The following is a 24313-nucleotide window of genomic DNA, read 5'->3' on the forward strand; positions in this document are numbered from 1 at the left end:
CCACTTGCTAATACGTGGTCAACACCGCCGAATCCGATATCGTAAGCCCATCCGTCACCACCGAAGATCCACTGTGACTTCTTAGCGAGGAAGTCTTTGTTCTTCAGTAAGTCAACTTTTTCTGCTCTGTCACATCCGCATGCTTCCAGAGCTTTCACTAATTTGTCTGTAGCTGTTCCGTTGGTAGCTCCGCATGAGAAAGTATCCAGGTATTCCTGTGCAGCAGCTTTTACGTCTGCATTCTCAGCTGTCTCAGCAAGCGCTTCAACTTCGCCTTTCAGTCTCTCTCTGATAGTGTTCTGAGCAAGCAGCATTCCATATCCGAACTCTGCGTTATCTTCGAACAGAGAGTTGCACCATGCCGGTCCTTTGCCTTCTGGTGTTACTGTGTATGGTGTAGACGGTGAAGAGTTACCCCAGATAGAGGAGCATCCTGTTGCGTTTGCAATATACATTCTCTCACCGAATAACTGTGTGATCAATTTAGCGTAAGGTGTCTCACCACATCCTGCACATGCTCCTGAGAACTCAAGCAGCGGCTGTTTGAACTGGCTTCCCTTAACGGTTGTCTCTTTGAACTTAGCAACAACTTCTGGCTTCACCGGAATCTCTGTACCAAAGTCAAAGTAATCCTGAGCGCCTGCGTTTGCTTCCATGTTCTCCATAACAAGTGCTTTCTCACCCTTCTTACCTGGGCAGACATTCGCACATGATCCACATCCTGTACAGTCATAAGCTGATACAGTGATTGCAAACTTCATTCCCGGCATACCTGTCATATCAAGTGTAGTAAGTCCTTCCGGAGCCTTTGCCATATCCTCTTCTGTCAGAGCAATCGGACGGATAACTGCGTGCGGACATACATATGCACAGCGGTTACACTGGATACAGTTCTCTGGCTTCCAAACCGGGATATCAACTGCGATACCACGTTTCTCGTATGCAGATGTACCGGATGGTGTAGAACCATCAACATATTCTTTGAATGCAGATACCGGAAGTGAATTTCCTTCCTGAGCATTTACCTTAGCCTGGATGTTCTTAACGAAATCTACAACATCTTTTCTTCCGCTCTCATCAACGTGCGGTGTTGTAAGGCCTTCGTCCGGAGCGCTCTTCCAGCTCTCTGGTACAGCTACTTCTACAACCTGCTTAGCACCGGCATCGATTGCATCGTAGTTCATCTGTACGATCTTGTCACCTTTTCTTCCGTAAGTAGCCTTAGCTGCTTTCTTCATCAGGTCGATTGCTTCTTCTTCCGGAATGATAGCTGCCAGTTTGAAGAATGCTGACTGAAGAACTGTATTGATACGTCCGCCAAGTCCGATCTCTTTACCGATCTTGATACCATCGATCGTGTAGAACTTAATGTTGTGGTCTGCGATATATGCTTTTACCTGTCCTGGTAAGTGTTTCTCAAGGCTTTCTGCATCCCATGGGCAGTTCAGAAGGAATGTTCCTCCGTCAACCAGCTCCTGAACCATGTTATATTTGTCAATATAAGATGGGTTGTGGCATGCTACAAAGTTAGCCTGTCTGATCAGGTATGTGGATTTGATCGGCTTCTTACCAAAACGTAAGTGAGACATTGTCACACCGCCGGACTTCTTGGAGTCATAGTCAAAGTAAGCCTGAGCGTACATGTCTGTGTTGTCACCAATGATCTTGATGGAGTTCTTGTTCGCTCCAACAGTACCGTCAGCTCCAAGTCCCCAGAACTTACAGTTGATCGTTCCTTCCGGAGTTGTAACAAGCGGAGCGCCTGCATCCAGAGACAGATTAGTCACATCATCGTTGATACCGATCGTGAATTTCTGTTTCTCTGTGTTGTGGAATACAGCAACGATCTGAGCCGGTGTTGTATCCTTGGAACCTAATCCGTAACGTCCTGTGAATACAGGAACTGCATCGAACTTAGAACCTTTCAGTGCAGCAACAACGTCCAGGTATAATGGCTCTCCAAGAGCTCCCGGCTCTTTTGTTCTGTCAAGTACGGAGATTCTCTTTACTGTGTCAGGAATTGCATTGATCAGTGCTTCTGCACAGAATGGTCTGTAAAGGCGAACCTTAACAACTCCGACTTTTTCTCCTGCTGCGAGCATGTAATCGATGGTCTCTTCGATCGTATCACAAGCAGATCCCATAGCAACGATTACGCTCTCTGCGTCCTCTGCTCCATAGTAGTTAAACAGCTTGTAATCTGTACCGATCTTAGCGTTCACCTTGTCCATGTAATTCTGAACGATTCCCGGAAGAGCATCGTAATATGGGTTACATGCCTCTCTTGCCTGGAAGAAGATGTCAGGGTTCTGAGCAGAACCTCTGTGGCATGGGTGGTTCGGGTTCAGTGCGTGTGCACGGAACTCATCGATAGCGTCCATGTTCACTAAGTCTTTCAGGTCTTCGTAATCCCATGTCTCGATCTTCTGGATCTCATGAGATGTTCTGAATCCGTCGAAGAAGTTGATAAATGGAATCTTTCCTTCCAGTGCTGCACAGTGAGCAACTGCTGTCAAGTCCATAACTTCCTGAACACTGGATTCGCAAAGCATAGCAGCACCTGTCTGGCGGCATGCATAAACGTCAGAGTGATCACCGAAAATTGACAGTGCGTGACTTGCGATCGCACGTGCGGATACGTTAAATACACCTGGTAATTGTTCACCTGCTACTTTATATAAGTTAGGAATCATCAGCAATAATCCCTGTGATGCTGTAAATGTAGTGGTCAAAGCTCCGGCTGCTAAGGATCCATGCACAGCTCCGGCTGCACCTGCTTCGGACTGCATCTCTGTTACCTGTACAGTTTGTCCGAAAATGTTCTCTCTGCCCTCGGTAGCCCATTCATCGATATGTTCTGGCATAACGGATGACGGTGTAATTGGGTAAATTGCTGCAACTTCTGTATACGCATAGGAAACATGAGCTGCTGCCTGGTTACCATCCATGGTCTTCATTTTTCTTGCCATTTTTTGTTCCTCCTTAAAATTACATTGTAAAATTAATTTTTTCACATGTGTTTTAATTATATCGCCAAAAAGTCCAAAAGTCTATAGAGGGGGTGACACTTTTTTGTTTATTTTCCCGTACATAAAAAGAGAAAACGCTGCCGGACCAGAACGTTTTCTCTCCTTATTATTCACTCTGCTTTTTGCTTACTTAAAAAGCCTGTCCTTCCCTCTCGGACGCTTCTTTCCCACCGGCTTATCAGGCATCGGCTCATAGACCCTGCCGCTGGCTGTCAAAAAGGGCATTCTTTTATGGTTCTTCCTGAGGTAAAGCAGCATCACGCCTGTTACTACGACGATCACACCTGCTAATACCTGTGATACAGGCAGGCCGATTCCCGGTATCAGAAGCTGATCCGTTCTCAGTCCTTCGATCCAGGCCCTGCCCAGCCCATATCCAAACAGATACAGAAGGAACAGCTCTCCTTCATATTTTTTATGTTTTCTGTAAACAAACAGAATCAGAAAGACCGCAGCGCACCAAAGGGACTCGTACAAGAAAGTCGGGTGCACCTGGATATAGCTGACCCCGTCGATCACCTGGATATGCTTACGCATCATTTCCGTCACATCACCGCTTCTGACTGCATCGAGCGGCAGCTGCATCGCAAACAGCCCATCCGTATACTCTCCGAATGCCTCTCTGTTAAAGAAATTTCCCCAGCGTCCCAGCATCTGCCCGTTCACAAGCGCCATCGCAATGGTATCGAATATCTGCGGTGCATTCAGGTGCTTCACTCTGGCACATATAATGACCGTGATCACTGCCGCTATGACACCGCCGTATATTCCAAGACCGCCCTCCCGCAGATTCAGGATTTCCAAAAGATTATCCTTATACATATCCCAGGAAAAGGCCACATAATAGAGCCTGGCCCCGGCGATCCCGCAGATCACTCCGATGATCCCCATATCCAGATAGTCCTCAGGGTTCTGCCGTGTGCGCTTCGCCTCAGACGCTGCAATCAAGAACCCGAGCAGGATAGCTGTCCCGATGATGATTCCATAGTAAGCGATCTCAAATCCAAAGACCGAGACCGATTTTCCCACATGCTCCAGATGAATGCCCAGATGCGGGAAATTAATATCATAATGCATACTGCATGCTCCTTCCAATCGGATCGAATTTCAAAAGGGTCAGACCCCTTTTATACGTTAAAGCGGAACAGTATGATATCTCCGTCCTGAACCACGTAGTCTTTCCCTTCCAGTCTGACAAGCCCTTTCTCTTTTGCCGCTGCATGTGTGCCGCACGCCATCAGGTCATCGTAGCTGACCACCTCCGCGCGGATGAACCCGCGTTCGAAATCTGTATGGATCTTGCCTGCTGCCTGCGGTGCCTTGGTTCCTCTTGTGATGGTCCATGCACGCACCTCCGGCTCTCCGGCTGTCAGGTAGCTGATCAGGCCGAGAAGGTGATAGCTTGCCTTTATCAGTTTTTCCAATCCTGACTCTTCTAAACCTAAATCTTCCAAAAACATCTTTTTCTCTTCGTCATCGAGTTCTGCGATCTCCTGCTCGATCTGAGCACATACAACGAATACCTCACAGTCCTCCTGTGCCGCATACTCACGCACAGCCTGCACACCCGCATTCGATGCGCCGTCATCCCCCAGGTCATCCTCGGTCACATTCGCCGCAAAGATGACCGGCTTATAGGTCAGCAGGTTGTAGCTCAAAAGCCATCCCTGTTCATCCTCATCATCCGTGGTAAAGCTCTTTGCCATCTTATTCTCTTCCAGATGTGCTTTGATACGCTCCAGAAGAGCAAGCTCCTTCGCCGCTGTTTTATCGTTCCTTGCCACCTTCGTAGTCTTAGCGATCCTTCTCTCCAGGATCTCCAGGTCAGAGAAAATAAGTTCCAGATTAATTGTCTCGATGTCGCGCAGCGGATCGATATTTCCATCTACATGGACAATGTTACTGTCCTCAAAACATCTCACAACATGCACGATCGCATCCACTTCACGGATATTTGCAAGAAACTGGTTGCCCAGGCCCTCTCCCTTGGACGCGCCCTTTACCAGACCCGCAATATCCACAAATTCAATTGCCGCCGGAACGATCTTCTTGGTGTGATACATCTCTCCTAAGACATCCAGACGCTTGTCAGGCACGGTAACAACACCCACATTCGGGTCGATCGTACAGAATGGGTAGTTCGCAGATTCTGCACCTGCCTTTGTCAGTGAATTAAACAGTGTACTTTTTCCCACATTGGGGAGTCCAACGATTCCTAATTTCATAACCTCTGATTCTCCTTATATTTCCAACATTATTTATTAACAAAATTACAAGATTCTTTGCTATTACTGCCCTAGTCCCGCGTCTCCATCAGCACCACGATCCCATAGGGGAACGTGATCTCCACTTCATCCCCTTCGATCTCGTTGCTCACACACAGACTGTCAAACGGGGTGAGTGCATGATAATTTAACGGATACTTTGCCCCCTTTAAGCTAAAGTTCTCCACGGTCCCGTTCAGCGGAAAAACGGAAAAATAAGGGCCAAAGGCCTCCTCCTTTTTCAGCACGAAATCCTGGTCCAGAAGACGGATCTGGTTATGCCTGTCCACGATCCTGGCATCCGCCCCCGCATCCAGGGCAATCTTTAAGCTCTGTACATTTGCCCATGCATGGTCCATCCTTGTCCCGGTCCCTCCCAGGATCAGGATATTCTGCCTGCGCAGATCCAGACATAGACGAAGTGCGATCTCCGTATCAGACGCATCCTTGACCGGATTAAATTCCCTGATCGGGACTTTCGTCTCTTCTTTATAATACGTGATCACATCCTCTGGTGCACTGTCAAAATCGCCTACGATATAATCCGGCAGGATCCCATGCTCATGCAGGAAGATAAGCCCTCTGTCCACACCGATAATAAATTCTGTTTCTTCATCCTTTAATATATCCAGGGCAAACTCCTCTTCCAAAAGCCCGCCGCTGACTATGACTGTCCGCCTACTCATATTCTTTAAAAATCTCCATAAATCCCTTTACATTATCATCGATACTGCCCTTAAACACAGCAGAGCCTGCCACGATCACATTCGCGCCTGCATCCAGCACTTCTCTGACATTACTGTGATAAATGCCTCCGTCCACTTCAATATTGGCATCCAGGCCCTTCTCATTGAGCAGTCCACGCAGCGTCCTGATCTTATCCAAAGATTCCGGTATAAATGCCTGTCCGCCGAACCCAGGTTCTACGCTCATGATCAGGAACATTTCCACCTCATCCAGGATCGGAAGCAGCTCCTCCACTGGTGTCGCCGGCTTGATCGACACACCTGCCTTCATGCCGCATGCGTGGATCTTATCCAGCACAGCCTGAATGTCTTCACACGCTTCCAGATGAACGGTCAGGAAATCTGCACCTGCCTCATGAAATGCTTCTACATAACGGATCGGATCTGTCACCATCAGGTGAACATCCATCACCTGCGGGCTGACTCCCTGGATCGATTTCAGGACAGGCATCCCAAAGGAAATACTCGGCACGAACATCCCGTCCATCACATCAAAATGGAGATACTCGGCCCCATTTTCGGATGTCGTACAAATCTGCTCACCTAACACTTTAAAATCTGCTGATAATATGGATGGTGCTAAAATTCTTTTCATAACCTAATACCTCTTCTTTTCCTGTAATTCCCGGTACATCTCCAGGTAATCCTCATATCTTACCGGGTGGATCTTTCCTTCTTCCAGCGCTTCCTTAACCGCGCAGCCAGGCTCATGGACATGATCACACCCATTGAACCTGCATTTCCCCTCGTAAGGGGCAAACTCACGGAAATAGTATTTCAATTCCCCTTTGTCAAAATCATTGACGTAAAGAGAACTGAATCCCGGAGTATCCATGATGTAGGAATCCTCATCTATTGTGATCAGTTCGGAATGTCTGGTCGTATGCTTCCCCCTGGCGATCTTCTTACTGATGCTCCCGGTCTCCATCTCTACCTCTGATTGGAGCAGATTGATCAGGGAGGACTTTCCCACACCTGACGGGCCTGCGATCGCTGTCGTCTTACCCGCAAGCAGGCCTTTAATGCACTCCACATTTTCCTGTTTTAAGGCACTGGTAAAGACCACTTTATAGCCGCAGGCTCTGTAGATCTCCTCCAGCTTTGCAAGCTCCGGTTTCGTTGCAATATCTTTTTTATTAAAACATAGTATGACCGGGATCTCCTTCGTCTCCATCATGACCAGAAACCGGTCCAGAAGATTGAAATGCGGTTCCGGTTCTGTCACCGCAAATACGACCAGCGCCTGATCGATATTTGCCACTGCCGGACGGATCAGCTCATTCTTCCTTGAGAATATTTCGATTATATTCCCTGTCTTCTCCGTCTCATCCAGCACCTCGATCTCTACATTATCACCGACAAGAGGCTTGATCTTTTCCTTGCGGAACACCCCTTTTGCCTTACACTCATAAACACCGGATTCTACTACATGAACGTAGTAGAATCCGGCAATTCCTTTTATAATCTTTCCCTGCATAAATTATTGACCTTCTGTACTATTCCCGGGATCAGTTCCCGGATCACTTCCTTCGCCATCCGGTACCTCAGGAGCCGGCGGTGTTACAGGTTCGGGCCCTTTACTTACAACAAAGTCTACATAAGACCCCTTCTCCATCTCACTTCCCACAGAAGCAGACTGGGAAATCACATACCCCGCCATCACACTGTTGTATTCATAAGATATATTTCCGACCTGCAGTCCTGCATCTATCAGCCTCTGTGTTGCCTCTGCCTCTGAGTATCCGTTAAGCCGCGGTACCTTCACCATCTCAATCTCGGGACCTTTACTAACTACATAATCAACAGCGGTTCCTTTTTTCACCTTCTTGCCTTCCGCGGTCTTCTGAGAGATCACCGTTCCGGCCTCCTGGTCATCGCTGTATTCCTCTGTCACATTTCCGCTCTTTAATCCGGCTCCGACAAGAGCTGCATCGGCATCCCCCTGGCTTAAGCCTGTGATCGACGGAACAGACACCTTCTCCGCGCCCTGGCTGACCACCATGGTCACCTTTGAGCCTTCTTTTACAGTAGCACCGGCACTTGGATCGGTGGAAATAACGGTTCCTTCTGCAACGGTATCACTATATTCTGATTTAAAGTCCACTACCAGAGTCTTATCTTCCAGCGTCTGCTGTGCTTCATTCTCAGACAACCCTACAACATTTGGTACGGTAGTTTCCTTCTCCTCTTTTCCTTTACTGATCACAACCTTGATCTCAGTATTCTTATTGACTTTTGTATCCTCTCCCGGGTCCTGACTGATGATCAGGCCTTTCTCATATGTGTCTGATGTCTTCTGGTCAACTACCTTTATGCCAAGCTTCTTCTTGTTTAAGACCTCTATAGCTTCTTCCTTAGTCATCCCTATTACATCCGGTACTTTGACCTTGGTTTCTGTCTGTGTCGTTGTGACCTCCGGTCCTTTTTTAAACAGACCGGCAGCCTTTCCAACCATAAAAAGAACGATAAATGCAATGATGACGGCAGCAACGATCATCAATATCTTCATGATCTTCTTTGTATTTGGATCTACATCGCCACTCTTTCTTCGCCCATTTGGGTAGTCATCATCATAGTCTCCGTCATAATCCCCATCGTCATCATCATAGTCGTAATCATCATCCGCATAGTCATCCTCTGCGTCATAATCGTCATCTTCATAACCATCGTCATAATCATCTTCATCATCATAACCATAGCCGTCGTCATAATCATCCTCGTCATCATAACCGCGTTCCTGAAACCGTTCCATCTCTTCTGTCGGCATGATAACCGTCTCATCCATATTGGTCGCATAAGGAGACAAATGCACAAAATCGCCCTCCGGGCTGACCAGTGATCTCTTTAGATCCAGAATCAGCTCCTGGCAGTTCGGATATCTCCGATCCGGATTTTTCTGGGTACACTTCATAATGATCTGTTCCAGGCTGTACGGAATGTCCGGTACTTCGACTGCCGGTGATACGATCTCCTCCTGCAGATGCTTGATCGCAACAGACACCGTGGAATCCCCGTCAAACGGCACATGTCCTGTCACCATCTCATACATGGTGATCCCGGCGGAATAGATATCGCTCTTCTCATCCACCACACTGCCTCTCGCCTGCTCCGGTGAGGTATAGTGGACAGACCCCATGACACTCGAACTAATGGTCTTGGTGGACGTCGTTGCCCGCGCAATACCAAAATCGGTCACTTTTACTTTTCCTTCCTTGGAAATGATGATGTTCTGAGGTTTGATGTCCCGGTGAATGATATGCTGGTTATGGGCAGCCTGAATACCAGTCACCATCTGAATAGAAATGCTGATTGTCTCTTTTGCGGTGAGTTTTCCCTTTTTCTCGATATAATCCTTTAAAGTGATCCCTTCCACCAGCTCCATGACCATATAATAAAGCCCGCGGTCCTGCCCCACATCATACACATTGACCACGTTGGGGTGCATCAGGCCCGCTGCTGCCTGTGCCTCACTTAAGAACTTCTGGATAAAGACTTCATCCGTGCGGTAATCACTCTTCAATACCTTAATGGCCACGTAGCGGTTCAGCTTATGGTCCTTGCCCTTATAGACATCCGCCATCCCCCCTGAACCGACGCGCCCTAAAATTTCATAACGTTTCCCTAAAAATACTCCTTCTTTTAACATATACTCACCTCATCCGCAAACGGCTCCACCAGGATAATCCCTATATTATCCGTACCGCCGTTTTCTTTTGCTGTTTCTACCAGAGACTCTGCGGCTTCCACAATGTCCCTGCCTCCCTGCACGATATGGAAGAGCTCCTCATCCTCTACCATATTACTGAGTCCGTCTGTACACATCAAAATGATGTCTCCCCGTTTCAGACGGTGCTCATAAAAATCTACTTCAACGCTGTCCTTTGCACCGATCGCCCTGGTAATGATATTCTTGTCCGGGTGGTGCTTCGCCTCCTCCGGCTTGATCCCGCCGAGGCGTACCATCTCCTCCACGAGGGAATGGTCTTTGGTCAGCTGTATAATGCCCTGATTGATCAGATAAAGCCTGCTGTCCCCTACATTCGCAAAGTACATCATCTGATTCACGATCGTGGCGGCCACGACTGTGGTCCCCATACCTTTTAGGTGCGGATCCTGTGATGCCTTCTTTATGATCTCCCGGTTCGCAGTCTTGATCGCGGCAACAAGCGCTTTCTCCACGTCCTCCTCGCCGCTTTGCTTTAATTCTCTTTGTAAAACTTCTACTGTATATTTTGAAGCATAATCGCCGGCCTGATGTCCGCCCATACCGTCAGCAACCACAAACAGGTTTGGGAGAGGTCCTAATGGATTATCTGTCGTATAGACATAATCTTGATTCACTTGTCTAACCATTCCTACGTCAGTAATGGAAAATGTCTTCATAGCATATCTCCTTTATTCACACCTTACCCTGCTGCATCACCGTCTATCCCATGAAAGGGCCTCTGTCACGAAATATCAGCAGTAGTTTCGTTTGTCTGCACATAACGTCGTCTGAGCTGTCCACAGGCTCCATCGATATCTGCACCCATTTCCCTTCTTATAGTAACATTTATTCCGCTTTTTTCAAGTTTATTTTTGAAATTCAACGCATTTTTCCTGCTCGGCTGCTCAAATGAACGCTCTTTTATCGGATTTACCGGAATCAGGTTCAAATGGCAGTTGCGCGGTTTTAAGATGGATATCAGCTCTTTTGCATCCTCATCACGGTCATTCACACCATGGACGAGGCTGTACTCAAATGTGATCCGCCTTCCCGTCTCACGAAAATATGCATCACACGCTTCTAACACCTCCGGCAGTTCATATTTATTTGCCACAGGCATCAATTCCTTCCGCTTATCCTGTGTAGCCCCGTGAAGCGAGAGTGCAAGCGTGATCTGTAACTGTTCCTTAGCAAGCTCCTTCATTTTCGGGACGATCCCGCAGGTAGATACCGTCACATTCCTCTGGCTGATATGAAGCCCGTGTTCATCCGTCAAAAGCTTGATAAACCTCAGGAAGCTGTCATAATTGTCCAGGGGCTCCCCGGTTCCCATGATCACCACATTGGAGATCCGTTCCCCGATGATCTTCTGGATCTGGTAGATCTGTCCCAGCATCTCAGAGGGAGAAAGATTTCTGACCAGGCCTCCGATGGTCGATGCACAGAAGCGGCATCCCATCCGGCAGCCCACCTGGGAAGAAATACAGACCGAATTGCCATGCTTGTACCGCATCAGCACGCTCTCCACAACATTCCCGTCATACAGCTGAAACAGAAACTTATTTGTTCCATCCAGGGCCGATTCTTGTCTTTCCAGCATTTTCACCGGAAGGATCACATACTCTTCCTCCAGCTTTTCCCGAAGCCCCTTTGAAAGATTCGTCATCTCATCAAAACCATCGGCCAGCTTCACATGAAGCCATTCATAGACCTGCTTTGCGCGGAATTTCTTCTCCCCAAGATCTTCCAGCTCATTCTGTAATTGCTCATATGTATATGCACGAATATCTTTTTTCATTCTAATCAGTGCCCTTCCCTTATCTTTCCCGGATCCAGCCCTTTGGCCGGATCTTTATCTTTCCCTCTGAAGCTTCGCAATAAAAAATCCGTCACTCTCATGTATTCCCGGCAGGAGCTGCAGGCATCCCTGCTTAGTCACACTGTCTTTCAGTTCATCACACAGGCTGTCTTGGACAGGCAGCAATGCAAAATTGGGATGCTTCTCCAGAAACCAGTGTACATTCTCTATATTCTCAGCCTTGTTGATTGTACAGGTGCTATAGATCAATGTGCCGCCGGGCTTCACATACTGCCAGACCACATCCAGGATCTGCCTCTGGAGCAAGACCAGCTCCTCCGCCTGACTGGCGGTCGTCTTATATTTCAGATCCGTCTTCCTTCCCAATACTCCCAGACCGGAACAAGGCAGGTCTGCGATCACAATATCGGCTTTCTGAAAGGAAGCTTCATCCGGCACAGCCGCATCCATCACCTCCGCAGAAATATTCTTAAACTGCATCCGGTCTATATTCTCCCTGATCAGCTGTACCTTATACTCTGTCAGATCCCGGGCCCTGACATGTCCGGTACCGTTTAACTTGTCTGCAAGATGGATGGACTTGCCTCCCGGAGCCGCACATACGTCAATGATATCGTCTCCTTCCTGCGGATCCGCGATCTCTCCCACCAGCATGGAGCTGATGTCCTGGACAGCGAAAAGTCCTTCCCGAAAGCTTTCCAGCTCTCCCAGATGATCATATCCGGTAATCATATATGCATAAGGCAGGTACGGATGTCTGACTGCCTTCACGCCTTCCTGCCTAAGCCTGGCCTCCAGGTCCTCAGGCAGAATCCGGCTTGTGTTTAAGCGGATCGTTACAGGCTTCTCCTTCTGGAAATCAGCCAGCATCCTCTCCACCGTATTGATGTCATACTCCTCAAGCCACAGATTTAAGATCCATTCCGGCATAGAATACGCAACAGACAACGCGGCCTTTTGCTCACTCGGATATTTCACCTGGTCCAGATTACGTGCCGTATTGCGCAGCACGCCGTTTACAAATCCTTTCAGTGTACCAAAGCCTTTCTTTACCGCCAGCTTGACCGCCTCATTGCAGACCGCAGAATCCGGCACACTGTCCATATATTTCAATTGGTAAACTGAGCACCGCAGGATATTGCGGATGACCGGCTTCATCTTTTTTACCTTTACCTTGGAAAACTGATCGAGGATATAATCGATTTCTATCATATGCTCAAGCGTCCCCTCTGTCACCCTTGTGATAAATGCACGCTCCTTCTTATCCAGATACTGATATTTGCCCAGCACATTCCCAAGTGCGATATGGCTGTAAATGTCATGCTCTGTCACATCCATCAAAATACCGAGCACGATCTCCCGCTCACTTAACGGTTTTGTCATGTTATATCCTCCATCTATTTCCCTTATTAGTCGTTTCTTCTATTTCCTGTCAGTATAAACAGCCTCAAGAGCTGTAAGATCATAGATGCCGCACTTGCCACATAGGTCAGCGCCGCCGCACCTAACACCTTTTTCGTTGCATCGACTTCCTCCGGATAGAGCATCCCCGTATTTTCAAGAACCCTCACAGCCCTCTTGGATGCGTTGAACTCTACCGGAAGGGTCACGATCTGGAATAATACCGCTGCCGAAAACAGCAGGATCCCCAGATTGATCAGCAGCAGTGAGGAACGGCTATTGATGACCAGCCCCAGGATGATCAGCGGCCATGCCGCCATCGAACCCAGATTTGCAACAGGGACTAATGCCCCTCTGATCTTTAACGGCGCATATCCCATATGATGCTGTACTGCATGGCCGCACTCATGTGCCGCCACTCCGATGGCTGCTACAGATGCAGACTGATAGGTCGCATCCGAAAGCCTTAATACCTTACTGCGCGGGTCATAATGGTCCGTCAGGTTTCCTGACACATGTTCTACCCGCACATCATAGATCCCATTTGCGCTGAGGATCTTCTCCGCCGCCTCGCGTCCGGTCATGCCCGAATGGCTGCGGACCTGTGAATAGCGGTTAAAGACGCTTCTCACCCTTCCGGATGCCGCAAGGCAGATGACCGCCCCTATTAATACAAGTATATATGTTGGATCATAATAAAAAAACATACGATTCCCTCCTGTCTTTGTAAGGCACATCCACGGGCAGATAAAGGGGCATTACACTCTTATGTCTAACTCCCTGGTGCCGGCTCCTTGTTAAGAGCCGCTTGTGAATACTGTGCCTGTTTCCAGTGTATATCCCCTCAGAAATGCACTTGTCTCCATTCTCTTCTTCCCAGGAATCTGCAGTTCATTGACTTTGAGCACACCGTCTCCGGTCTGCACATGAAAGAAATCCTTCCCCGTTTCCAGGACTGTCCCCGGCTCCTTTGCATCTGCTCTGGACACATCCTTAACGGCTTCTGCCCTCCAGATCTTAAGCACTTTATCTCCCCAGTGGGTATAAGCACTTGGCCAGGAATTCAACCCCCGTACCAGTCTCTCGATCTCGATGGCAGACTGCTTCCAGTCAATATCTCCCATTTTCTTATTCAGCATCTTTGCATAAGGGGTGGTTGTCTCCCCCTGATGTTCGAACACGGCTGTGCCGTCCTCCAATGCCTCTAATGTCTCCACACACAGCTTTGCACCTGCCTGTGCAAGCTTGTCATGCAGACTTTCTCCTGTTTCCTCTTTTGTGATAGGAACCTCTGTCTTTAAGATCATATCTCCGGTGTCCAGTCCCTCATCCATCTGCATCGTTGTGACTCCTGTCACCTCTTCGCCGCTTATGATCGCCCACTGGATCGGTGCAGCCCCTCTGTATTTCGGAAGCAGGGACGCATGGACATTGATGCACCCATACGGTGTCATGTCCAGGATCTCCTTGGGCAGGATCTGGCCGAAGGCTACGACAACGATCACGTCTGCCTGATAACTCTTTAACCTGGCCACACACTCCGGCTGTCTGACCTTTACCGGCTGGTATACAGGGATATCATGCCTCAATGCTGCCTCTTTGACCGGGGTGAACTGCATCTCTTTTCCTCTGCCCTTTGGCTTATCCGGCTGGGTCACAGCCAGGCAGACATCGTGTCCTGCTGCCACCAGTGCTTCCAGTGTTCCGACTGCAAAATCAGGGGTTCCCATAAAAATGACTCTCATCTTACTCTTCTTCCTCCTCATACTTCACATCATGAAGTCCGTCTTCCACTAAGTCCACATACAGATTTCCCGACAGATGATCGATCTCATGGCAGAATGCTCTTGCCAGAAGCCCCTCACCCTCCATCTCGAATTCTTCCATCTCCTCATTCAGCGCACGCACCTTCACATGATCCGGCCTGGTTACAGTCCCCCATTTTCCCGGCACGCTCAGGCAGCCCTCCTCACCGGTCTGCTCACCGCTCGTCTCGATGATCTCTGGATTGATCAGTACGATCGGCCCTTCGCCCACATCGATCACCACGATCTTCTTGAGCACACCGACCTGCGGTGCCGCAAGTCCCACACCAAACCTCTCATACATTGTATCAAACATGTCTTCAATCAGTACTCTTGTACGAAGAGTCATCTTTGTGACTTCCTTACACTTCTTTGTTAAAATCTCGTCTCCGATTTCTCTGATCTCTCTGATCGCCATAACAACCTCCACATTATTATTCTACTTTTTTCAAAATATATGAAAATACCTGGACCAAAAGCTCATGATTTTCATATCCTCATGAAAAAGCATGACATTTGGCCCTCAGTATGGTCTCCATTCTAAAACACATTCATCGGGTTAAAATCAAATTGGATCCTCATCTTTAAAAACCCCGGATTCACCTCGATGTACTGTTCCAGATAATTTTTCATCTTTATCAGTGTATCATATCTTTCCGCTTTCAGGTAGAGTACTTTCCGATAAACATCATTGATCCTTCCGATCCCCGGACTTGCCGGACCAATGATCTCAAGCGGGGCATCTCTCTTGATCCGAAGCGCATATTCTTTCAGATACCGGCAGCCTTTTTCCAGGAGCAGCTCGTCCTCACAGCTTACCAGCACTGCCAGCAGGTTCTCCGCAGGCGGATAGCCCATCAGCACCCGGTAGCGGATCTCCTCCTCATAAAACGCATCATAATCCTGCGCCGCCGCTGTAACGATCCCGTAATGCTCAGGGCTGTATGTCTGTATCACAGCCTCGCCCTTCTTCTGTCCGCGCCCTGCACGGCCCACAGCCTGGGTCAAAAGCTGGAAGGTGCGCTCCCCGGCCCGGTAATCATCCGAATACAGCGACATATCTGCCGCCAGAACACCTACCAGTGTTACATTGGGGAAATCATGTCCCTTCACGATCATCTGCGTCCCCACCAGAATATCTGCCTCTTCATTCGCAAATGCCGCCAGGATCTTCTCATGCCCGTCCTTCTGCCGGGTGGTATCCATATCCATCCTCAGCACCCGGGCCTGCGGGAACTGTTTCTTCACGATCTCCTCGATCTGCTGTGTCCCGGCCCTGAATTCCCCGATATGCCGGGATCCGCATTCTGGACAGACCGCCGGCTTTGGCTCTTCATATCCGCAGTAATGGCACACCATCTTCCCGCCCCGGTGGGAAGACAGGGAGACATCGCAGTGCGGACATTTGATGACATGGCCGCATTCCCGGCAGGAAATAAAACCTGCATAGCCCCTCCGGTTCAAAAACAGCATGATCTGCTCTCTCTTTTCCAGCCTGTCTGCCATCAGCTCCTGCAGCTTCAAGCTGAGAATCGACCTGTTTCCGCTTTTCATCTCTTCCCTCAGATCCACCGTATACACCGCTGCCATCTCCTGCTTCCGGGAACGGTTTCTCATCTCCAGCAGATGATATTCCCCGTTCCTTGCCCGAAACATGGCCTCCATGGACGGCGTTGCCGATCCAAGAACGACACTTGCATCCTCCATCTTGGCCCGCGCGATCGCTGTCTCACGGGCATGGTATCTGGGCACCTGCTCGCTCTTATAGGTCGTCTCATGCTCCTCATCGATCACGATCAGCCCCAGATCGGGAAACGGTGTGAACAGAGCCGACCGGGGGCCGATCATCACATCGATCTTCCCCTCCTTCGCCCGCATCATCTGATCGTAGCGTTCCCCGGCGGACAGTCTGGAATTCATGATAGAAACCCGGTCCCCGAAATTCCTGTAAAAACGGATCACAGTCTGGTATGTCAGCGCGATCTCCGGGATCAGTACGATCGCCTGTCTCCCCCGGGCCGCCACACGGCGGATCATCTCGATATATACCTCTGTCTTACCGCTTCCCGTCACTCCGTGGATCAGGTAGGTTCCTCGTCTTCCCTGCCCGTAGTCATCCCAGAACCTGTCAATAGCATACTTTTGTTCCTCTGTAAAAGTGATCCCATTTTCCTTTTTCACACCTTTGACCGGATTGCGGTAGACCTGTTCGGATTCCAGAACTACGATTTTCTGCTCCTCAAGCGCCCGTATCACCGTCAGTGTGATGTTCAGCTTATGGGAAACTAATTCGTAGTCCAGGACCGGTTCATCTAAAAGCGCAGCCAGAAGCCTTGCTCTGGCCCGCTGGTTCTTCTCCAGGAAGTACTCCAGCTTTTTTCTGCCCTCCTCTTCATTCAGAAGCAGGCGGACACGTTTTTTCACCTTGGCATTCTCCTTCTGCTTGATAGGAAGAACTGTCTTTAGTGCCTGGATCATGGTCCCGCCGTACTGCTCCTTCATCCAGGCCGCCAGTGCAACGAGCTTCCCTTCGATGGCCATGCCGCTTTGGGAAATGGAAATCAGCTCCTTCACCTTTGATTCTTCATAATGACAGGTATCTGAAAGCCCGACTATATACCCCCTGGTCTCACGGTTACCACGCCCAAATGGCACCAGAACCTCCATCCCAACAGAAAGTTCCCCTTCCAATCGGGAGGGGATCCTGTACTGAAAGACTCTGTCCAGTTTTTCATGTGTAATATCTACTATGATATCCGCATACATGTAAATGTCTTCACCTACTTTAATTCTTCCAGGATCTCACGGATCAGCACGCGTTCATCCATCGGATGCTTCACCCCTTTGATCTCCTGGTAATCCTCGTGTCCTTTGCCAGCCAGAACAATGACATCCCCTGTCTGCCCGTGCTCGATCGCATACTTGATCGCTTCTTTTCTGTCACAGATCTCCACGTATTTTCCTTTTGTCCTGCCGATCCCGGTCTTAATATCATCAATGATCGCCTGGGGCTCCTCGAATCTTGGATTATCCGAGGTAATGATCGTCAGATCTGCAAGGCGCCCTGACACCTCTCCCATCTCATACCTGCGCTCCTTTGAACGGTTGCCCCCGCATCCGAACAGGCAGACGAGCCGCGCCGGGTCATATTCTTTTAAAGTCGTCAAAAGACTTTCCAGACTCATGGCATTATGTGCATAGTCGATCATCAATGTAAAATCATCGGATACCTTGATCATCTCGATACGGCCTTTTACCTTCGCCACCTTCAGCGCCTTCTGGATTTTTTCCACCGGAACCTGGAAATGCCTGCACACAGCAATGGCTGTCAGGGAGTTATATACGCTGAATTTGCCCGGCACATCGATCTCCACATCAAAATCCATCAGCCCGGTCACATGATAAGCAACTCCAAGGTATCCGGGCCTGGATACCAGGTGTGTATCTACTGCCCTTAAATCCGCCTTCTCAGAAAAACCATAGGTCTCGGTCTGGCAGGAAGCCTGAGAAAATACATCTTTAAAATATTGGTCGTCAACGTTCGCGATCCCAAGCTTACACTGCTTAAACAAAAGACCTTTACATCTCTTATAATCTTCAAAATCCGCATGTTCATTCGGCCCGATATGATCTCTTCCCAGATTCGTAAAAATCCCGATCTCAAAAGGGATCCCTGCTGTCCGGTGAAGCATCAGCCCCTGGGAGGACACCTCCATGACAACACAGTCACATCCTGCCTCCACCATCTTCGCAAAATACTGGTGGATCGTATAGGATTCCGGCGTTGTATTCGCTGCAGGAATCGTCTCATCCCCGATGACTGCCTCAATGGTACCGATCAAGCCGACTTTATGGCCAACCTCCTCTAAAATGGATTTAATCATATAAGTTGTGGTCGTCTTTCCCTTTGTCCCTGTGATCCCAATGATCTTCATCTTATCTGCCGGGTAACCAAAATAAGCTGCTGACATCAGCGCCAGTGCGTATCTGGTATCCGCCACTTTGATGACCGATACATTCTCCGGCGCCTCAACCTCCTTCTCAACGATCACGGCTACGGCGCCCTTTGAAGCCACATCGGCAACAAACTCATGCCCGTCGACTACCGCTCCGCTGATACAAACAAAGGCGCTGCCTGCCTGCACTTTCCGGGAATCATTGATCAATGTCGTGATCTCTATATCTGCACTGCCCTGTACTACTTCATATTCCAAACGTTCTAATAACTCTGTTAACTTCATCTACACTCCTCCTGATTGGAAACTCCTTTTTCGGCATCCCTTCCGCCTGCTACTCCCAACAGGGCATGCCCAGCGGACTCTCTGGGGATATACTCTTATAGAATATCACAAACTCCTCCCTGATGCAAAGTATGAAAAGTAAAAGCACAGGATTCCTCCCGTGCTTTTTTTCCAGAGAACTTCATACCGGACTGTTCATTTTGTCCAAGATACACACTATTTCTCGAATATATACATTGCAACCTCGTTGATCTCGCGGTTTGTAGAGATTAAAATCTCTTTCCCATCCTTATCATATTTAAATACATTCGCAGGACCGCAGTCTTCATCCAAAATCGTCACTTCAAACTGCCCTTTCTCCTTATCAAATGTAAACAATAATAGGTTTCGGCTTCCTTTTCTATGTCCGATAATAACAGATGGCTTCCCCAGAAATTCACCTCCCCATATTGCATGAGCAAACTCTGCCTGGTCATAGCTGTATACTCTTTTGTACCCTTCATCTGTTTTTTTATAAATAAAAACGGTGTTCCCGTGGAAAGGGGAAATCGTGACCAATTCCTGTTCCCCGTCCTCATCTAAGTCCACCAGAACCGCATCGCTTCCCGCATCCTTTGTTAATTGTTCAATCTCCCAGTCTTTCTCCGGGAAGGATGGTGGTGTAAAGCGATAGACTCCGTCTTCACAGGATATGATACATGCTTCCCCTTTCTCCCCTTGTATTTTACAAAAACCGTGGTTTTTTAACAGCCCTTCCTTAATCACCGTAAGCTGCAGCTGATTTCCTTCATGAAAGCTGCTCAAATCGTCCGGCAGGACTCCTGCATAGACCTTCCCGGGCTTGGACCAGTCATCCTGATATTCATGTCCCGATTTCAGGGTACACGCAATCAGATAGTTCGTCCCGTTGCATGCTATGATCTCAAAACGGTGTACATGCGGCAGGTCTGCCAATGTCTTGATCCTCCAGCTTCCATCTGCTTTAGGAACAGCTAACACAATTTTTGCCTCTTTGGAATCATTAGGTGAATAAAACTTGTGTGTTGCCAAAAAAATGCCGTCACTGCCGGGTACCTGAACCATGCTCATAACGCCTCCCGGCTCCGTCCATACGGTGTTCTCCAAATTTCCTTCTTCATCAAACAGACAGCAGGGGGCATGCTTTTCTGCGGCAACCAGAATATGCCTTCTCCCCTGATATATAAGCGGTGCTATGGAATAACATTTTTCCAGATCTGAAATTACTTTTTTCTTTCTCCTCACGCTTCTCCTCCTGTAATTTTAAAACACAAGTATCAAACGCGGACTCTTTCTCCTAGAAATCCTCTTTATGCACCTGGTGTACTTTCACCCCCAGATTCTCCAATTCCTTTAAAATCTCTTCCGGTGCCTTCTCATCTGTGATCAAATGACCGATGCGCTGGACAGAAGAGGTCGTAAAGCTGCTGTTTTTCCCAATCTTTGTATGATCCGCCAAAACATAAACATCCTTAGTTGCATTGCGTATCATCAACTCATTGATTCTTACCTCGCCTGAAATTTCTGTTGTCACTCCAGAAACAGGAGAGATTCCTGAGCATCCCATAAAAGCCTTTTTCGGGAATACTGTCTGGAGATTCCTGACTGCAAAATCCCCCACCATTGCATTTTTCGGATAGCGCAGTTCCCCTCCTGTGATCAGGATGCTGATTCCCTCATAATAGTCCTTTCCGATCGCTTTTCCATTGTTCGTAATGACAGTCACATTATTCCGCTCCACATAATCCAGCATCTGTAATGCATTGCGGCTGGTATTAATGAACAAAGAATCCCCGTCCTCTACTAAGGCAGCTGCATATTTTGCAATCAGAGTCCGGTACATCTGTATCTCATCCTCCTCAGAGTATACAGGTGTAATCACCGAGGCTCCTCCATAAAACCTCAGAAGCAGCTTCTGCTCTTCCAGATACTGCAGATCTCTGCGCACTGTAATTAATGATACATTCAGTCTATCGGCCAGTTCATCCACCCTGACTGTAGGATTTTCCTTCATAATCTCCAGAATCTCATTCCTTCTGCCATCTACATATGCACGTTTTCTTTTCATACGCCACCTCGCCCGGATCACATATCCTTCTAGTATATCGTCTCGTATCTTTTTCGTATCTCAGCTATCCCTCTATACATCTTTGTTACTTCCTCATTCGGAAGCCATACTTTTTTCCTGACTGTCTTGTCATACTCTCCAAAAGCATCTTCGTACGACCTATAATTTCCAAGAGCCGTCTCTGCTGAGATCCAGGCTCCTATGCCTGTAACCTCACGTACTTCTGGCTGATCTATTATTTTCCCAAACATGTCAGAAAGGATCTGACCGTATGTCTGATTTTTTAAAAGACCTCCTCCTGCCTTTATATGCCTGCATTCTACACCCGTCAGCTTTTCCACAGCATCAACACAGTCCCATAGCTCTGCGGCGATTCCTTCTAAGAGGGCTCTTGCAAATTCCTCTTTTTTGTTTGAAAAGCTTAAATGTATAATACCGCCGCGAATCTTCGGATTCCAATCCGGGGTGCCTTTTCCTGCCAGTGACGGCGAAACAATGACCCCATTTGCACCTGGCGGCACTTGTTCACAAGCCTTCATAAATGTCTCATAGTCCTTCTCTTTCCCGTTCGCGAAAAATTCTTTCACGAACCACTCCACAGACCTTCCTGCACTCAGTACAGCCCCTTCTACGATCCACTTTCCCTTTATAGCCGAGACATTGCAATTCAGGCTCATATCCGGATGGAAGACCGGCCGGTCCGATATACCGATCGCATATGCACCTGTGCCAGAATTTACTTCTATGCTCCCCTGCCCGATGCATCCCATCCCCAATGCTGCACACTGCTGATCGCCTCCTGCTGAAATTACAGGAATATGCCCCTGCATCCCGAGAAGACCTAACACCTCATCTGCCGCTTCCCCCATTATCTCCCCCACATCTACAAGCGGGCATAATTTATCTTTCGAAAGTCCAAATAATCTTATCAGATCGTCAGACCATTCTATTCTGCGGATGTCAAACAGACTTGTCCTGCTGGCGATCGAGGTGTCTGTAGCAAATTCATGCGTCAGATGGAAGAGGATATATTCCTGAAATCCGACCAATTTATAGGCTCTTTCATACACATCTCTATTATTTTGCTTTAAATACATCATCTTGGGTGCAGAGAAAACCGGCGACAGCTTCATACCCGTGATCTGGTAAATCTCCTTCCACTGGGACTGAAAGCTGCTGCATATGCCGCCGCTTCTTCTGTCCTGCCAGGAGATCGCCGGTGCCAGAACCTTTCCATCCTCCATAACAGGTATGACGGAGGAGCGCTGTCCGGTGACTGAAATCGCCTCTAACCTGTTTTTTGTCTCTCTGAACCATTCTCCTGACAGCGTTAAGATTTTAAAAACATAGTTTAAGATTACTTCCGGGTCCTGCAGCGCTGTTTCTCCATCCAGAACCTGAACACAGTACTCATACTGGATACTTTTTCGGATAGTACCCGCATGGTCCAGGATAAGCCCCCGGACACTGGAGGTACCTATATCTATTACTAAAATCATAATCTATCCTTTCACAGAACCTGCTAACATTCCTTCCTGAACCTTTTCATGGAAGAGCAGGTAAATAACCGTTAACGGCAGTACTGCCAATACAATAGAAGCAAAGATCGGTCCCATCCTCACAGAAAAATCCCCCTTGAAATACATCAGGCTCCTGGAGACTGGATATTTTTCCGGCGATGATAACAAAATAACCGAAAATACAAGTTCACTGTATGCATATACAAATGAAATGATCGAAACTGTTGCTATGATCGGTTTTGATATAGGCAGTATGATCTTAAACAGAATCTGTATCATACTGCATCCATCGATCACCGCCGCTTCATCCAGTTCCCTGCTGATTCCCTTGATGTATCCGGTGATCAGGAAAATGGCCTGCGGAAGCTGGAACGTTGTATATGTCAGGATCAGCAGCCAGTATCTGTCATATCCTCCGAGATCTGCTGCAATTTTTGAGATCGGAATGATCGTAGTATGGATCGGGATCATAACCCCCAGCATAAACAACATAAAACAGGGAGTCAGAAACCGATATTTCATTCTTGCAAAAGTGTAAGACGCGAGCAGAGCCACGACCACTACCAATATCGTAGTACATATTGCCAAAAATAAGGAGTTGATGATGGCCCGGAGCATATTCGCTGAAAACAAGGCATCCTGATAGTTGCTGAAATGCCATGTTTTGGGCAGAGCGAACATACTTCCGTAAATATCATTATTTTCTTTAAAAGAGCAAAACACCGTGACGATCAAAGGATAAAGCGTAATCAGCGCCCACAGCCATGCAAAAACTTGGAATACTTTATTAGACATTCTTTTCATATTAATCGCCCCCTAATCATCCGATTTCAGGATTTTATTCAATCCCAGGCTCAAAGCCAGTCCTAACACCAGGATCACCACGCCCACCGCATTTCCTCTGCCGAAATTCTTAGAACCAAAGGCTTCCATATACAGAAGAGTTGCAGGCACCTCCGACGAATGGTTCGGGCCTCCGCCCGTCATTGTGAACACAAGGTCGAATGTCTTTAGACATCCACAGACACACAGTACGGAGAACACCTTAAATGATTCCTTCATCAGGGGCAGTGTAATATAAAATAATGTCTTTGTTTTATTGGCACCGTCTATCTTAGCTGACTCATATACATCGGAAGGAATTGACACCAGACCTGCCGCGAAGATCAGCATATTGAATCCGGCAAAGATCCATTCATTTACCAGTACGATGCAGATGACGTTCACTGTTTTTTCTCCCAGCCAGTTGACTGCCCAGGCAGACAGTCCTATTTTTTCCAAAAGCGAATTGACCAGCCCCCAGTCTGGCTGGAGCATATATACCCAGATCAGACCTACCGCTGCAACAGGAAGCATGACCGGCAGATAATATGAAACTTTGAAAAACCTTACACCTCTGATCTTTGACGTAATAATTTTTGCAAGCAGAAAGGAGAGCGGCATGAGTACCAAAAATCCTCCTGCCATAAAAATCAATGAATTGCGCAGTGAAAGCCAAAAATTTGGTGAATGGAAAATCCTTACATAATTATCCACACCGATGAATATTGGTTTCGCGCTCGCTATTCCGGTCCATTTGAAAAAGGACAGATATACAGCCTGGCATACTGGATATAGCAAAAAGACACATAACAGGGCCAATGCCGGCAGGATAAAAGCAATTGACCAGACTAATTTCTTACTTTTTTTCATCATA

Annotated in this window: 20 protein-coding genes; all 20 read right to left on the minus strand. The window is 47.9% G+C overall.

The genetic code is table 11. The annotated features are described in order from the left end of the window. A partial coding sequence (nifJ, locus tag AC4OGX_RS16240; RefSeq protein WP_493331670.1) for a pyruvate:ferredoxin (flavodoxin) oxidoreductase occupies positions 1 to 2969 on the minus strand: 2969 nt, incomplete at its 3' end. 186 nt (positions 2970 to 3155) lie between these two features. Continuing rightward, positions 3156 to 4106 carry a prolipoprotein diacylglyceryl transferase gene (gene lgt / locus AC4OGX_RS16245; RefSeq protein WP_493331672.1) on the minus strand — a complete coding sequence of 317 codons (951 nt, stop codon included), beginning with the start codon at positions 4104 to 4106 and terminating at the stop codon, positions 3156 to 3158. Positions 4107 to 4156: 50 nt separating this feature from the next. Further along, the gene (ychF, locus tag AC4OGX_RS16250) at positions 4157 to 5254 is read right to left on the minus strand and encodes a redox-regulated ATPase YchF (RefSeq protein ID WP_493331673.1); all 1098 of its coding nucleotides are present in this window, start codon (positions 5252 to 5254) and stop codon (positions 4157 to 4159) included. A gap of 71 nt (positions 5255 to 5325) precedes the next feature. Further along, positions 5326 to 5979, minus strand: coding sequence for a thiamine diphosphokinase (locus AC4OGX_RS16255; protein WP_493331674.1), 654 nt, complete (start codon positions 5977 to 5979; stop codon positions 5326 to 5328). Continuing rightward, positions 5972 to 6634, minus strand: coding sequence for a ribulose-phosphate 3-epimerase (rpe, locus tag AC4OGX_RS16260; protein ID WP_493331676.1), 663 nt, complete (start codon positions 6632 to 6634; stop codon positions 5972 to 5974). The genes AC4OGX_RS16255 and rpe overlap by 8 nt, the downstream gene beginning before the upstream one ends. A gap of 3 nt (positions 6635 to 6637) precedes the next feature. Continuing rightward, positions 6638 to 7516: a ribosome small subunit-dependent GTPase A gene (rsgA, locus tag AC4OGX_RS16265; protein WP_493331677.1), complete on the minus strand. Its 879-nt coding sequence runs from the start codon at positions 7514 to 7516 to the stop codon at positions 6638 to 6640. A 3-nt stretch (positions 7517 to 7519) separates the two neighbouring features. Then, a complete protein-coding gene (gene pknB / locus AC4OGX_RS16270; protein WP_493331678.1) occupies positions 7520 to 9685 on the minus strand; it encodes a Stk1 family PASTA domain-containing Ser/Thr kinase in 2166 nt (721 codons plus the stop codon). After that, positions 9679 to 10422, minus strand: a complete 744-nt coding sequence (locus AC4OGX_RS16275; protein ID WP_493331679.1) for a Stp1/IreP family PP2C-type Ser/Thr phosphatase — start codon at positions 10420 to 10422, stop codon at positions 9679 to 9681. The genes pknB and AC4OGX_RS16275 overlap by 7 nt, the downstream gene beginning before the upstream one ends. A gap of 65 nt (positions 10423 to 10487) precedes the next feature. After that, complete coding sequence (rlmN, locus tag AC4OGX_RS16280; RefSeq protein ID WP_493331681.1) at positions 10488 to 11543, minus strand: dual-specificity RNA methyltransferase RlmN; 1056 nt, start codon at positions 11541 to 11543, stop codon at positions 10488 to 10490. Positions 11544 to 11597: 54 nt separating this feature from the next. Continuing rightward, entirely contained in the window at positions 11598 to 12947 is a 1350-nt protein-coding gene (gene rsmB / locus AC4OGX_RS16285; RefSeq protein ID WP_493331682.1) for a 16S rRNA (cytosine(967)-C(5))-methyltransferase RsmB, read from the minus strand. A 26-nt stretch (positions 12948 to 12973) separates the two neighbouring features. Further along, positions 12974 to 13672 carry a zinc metallopeptidase gene (locus AC4OGX_RS16290; protein ID WP_493331683.1) on the minus strand — a complete coding sequence of 233 codons (699 nt, stop codon included), beginning with the start codon at positions 13670 to 13672 and terminating at the stop codon, positions 12974 to 12976. Between the two features lie 90 nt (positions 13673 to 13762). Beyond that, the gene (fmt, locus tag AC4OGX_RS16295; protein WP_493331684.1) at positions 13763 to 14710 is read right to left on the minus strand and encodes a methionyl-tRNA formyltransferase; all 948 of its coding nucleotides are present in this window, start codon (positions 14708 to 14710) and stop codon (positions 13763 to 13765) included. Between the two features lies 1 nt (position 14711). Next, positions 14712 to 15188, minus strand: coding sequence for a peptide deformylase (gene def, locus AC4OGX_RS16300; protein WP_493331685.1), 477 nt, complete (start codon positions 15186 to 15188; stop codon positions 14712 to 14714). Positions 15189 to 15310: 122 nt separating this feature from the next. Continuing rightward, on the minus strand, positions 15311 to 17536 hold the full coding sequence (gene priA / locus AC4OGX_RS16305) for a replication restart helicase PriA (RefSeq protein WP_493331687.1): 2226 nt from the start codon (positions 17534 to 17536) through the stop codon (positions 15311 to 15313). 14 nt (positions 17537 to 17550) lie between these two features. Next, the gene (locus AC4OGX_RS16310) at positions 17551 to 19011 is read right to left on the minus strand and encodes a UDP-N-acetylmuramoyl-L-alanyl-D-glutamate--2,6-diaminopimelate ligase (RefSeq protein WP_493331688.1); all 1461 of its coding nucleotides are present in this window, start codon (positions 19009 to 19011) and stop codon (positions 17551 to 17553) included. 216 nt (positions 19012 to 19227) lie between these two features. Continuing rightward, the gene (locus tag AC4OGX_RS16315) at positions 19228 to 20274 is read right to left on the minus strand and encodes a hypothetical protein (protein WP_493331845.1); all 1047 of its coding nucleotides are present in this window, start codon (positions 20272 to 20274) and stop codon (positions 19228 to 19230) included. Between the two features lie 52 nt (positions 20275 to 20326). Next, positions 20327 to 21097, minus strand: a complete 771-nt coding sequence (locus tag AC4OGX_RS16320) for a DeoR/GlpR family DNA-binding transcription regulator (RefSeq protein WP_493331689.1) — start codon at positions 21095 to 21097, stop codon at positions 20327 to 20329. Between the two features lie 29 nt (positions 21098 to 21126). Beyond that, positions 21127 to 22596, minus strand: a complete 1470-nt coding sequence (locus tag AC4OGX_RS16325) for an FGGY-family carbohydrate kinase (RefSeq protein ID WP_493331691.1) — start codon at positions 22594 to 22596, stop codon at positions 21127 to 21129. A gap of 3 nt (positions 22597 to 22599) precedes the next feature. Further along, positions 22600 to 23421, minus strand: a complete 822-nt coding sequence (locus AC4OGX_RS16330) for a carbohydrate ABC transporter permease (RefSeq protein ID WP_493331693.1) — start codon at positions 23419 to 23421, stop codon at positions 22600 to 22602. Positions 23422 to 23433: 12 nt separating this feature from the next. Next, positions 23434 to 24312: a carbohydrate ABC transporter permease gene (locus AC4OGX_RS16335; RefSeq protein WP_493331695.1), complete on the minus strand. Its 879-nt coding sequence runs from the start codon at positions 24310 to 24312 to the stop codon at positions 23434 to 23436. Position 24313: the final 1 nt, after the last annotated feature.

Source organism: Faecalicatena sp., assembly GCF_058819085.1.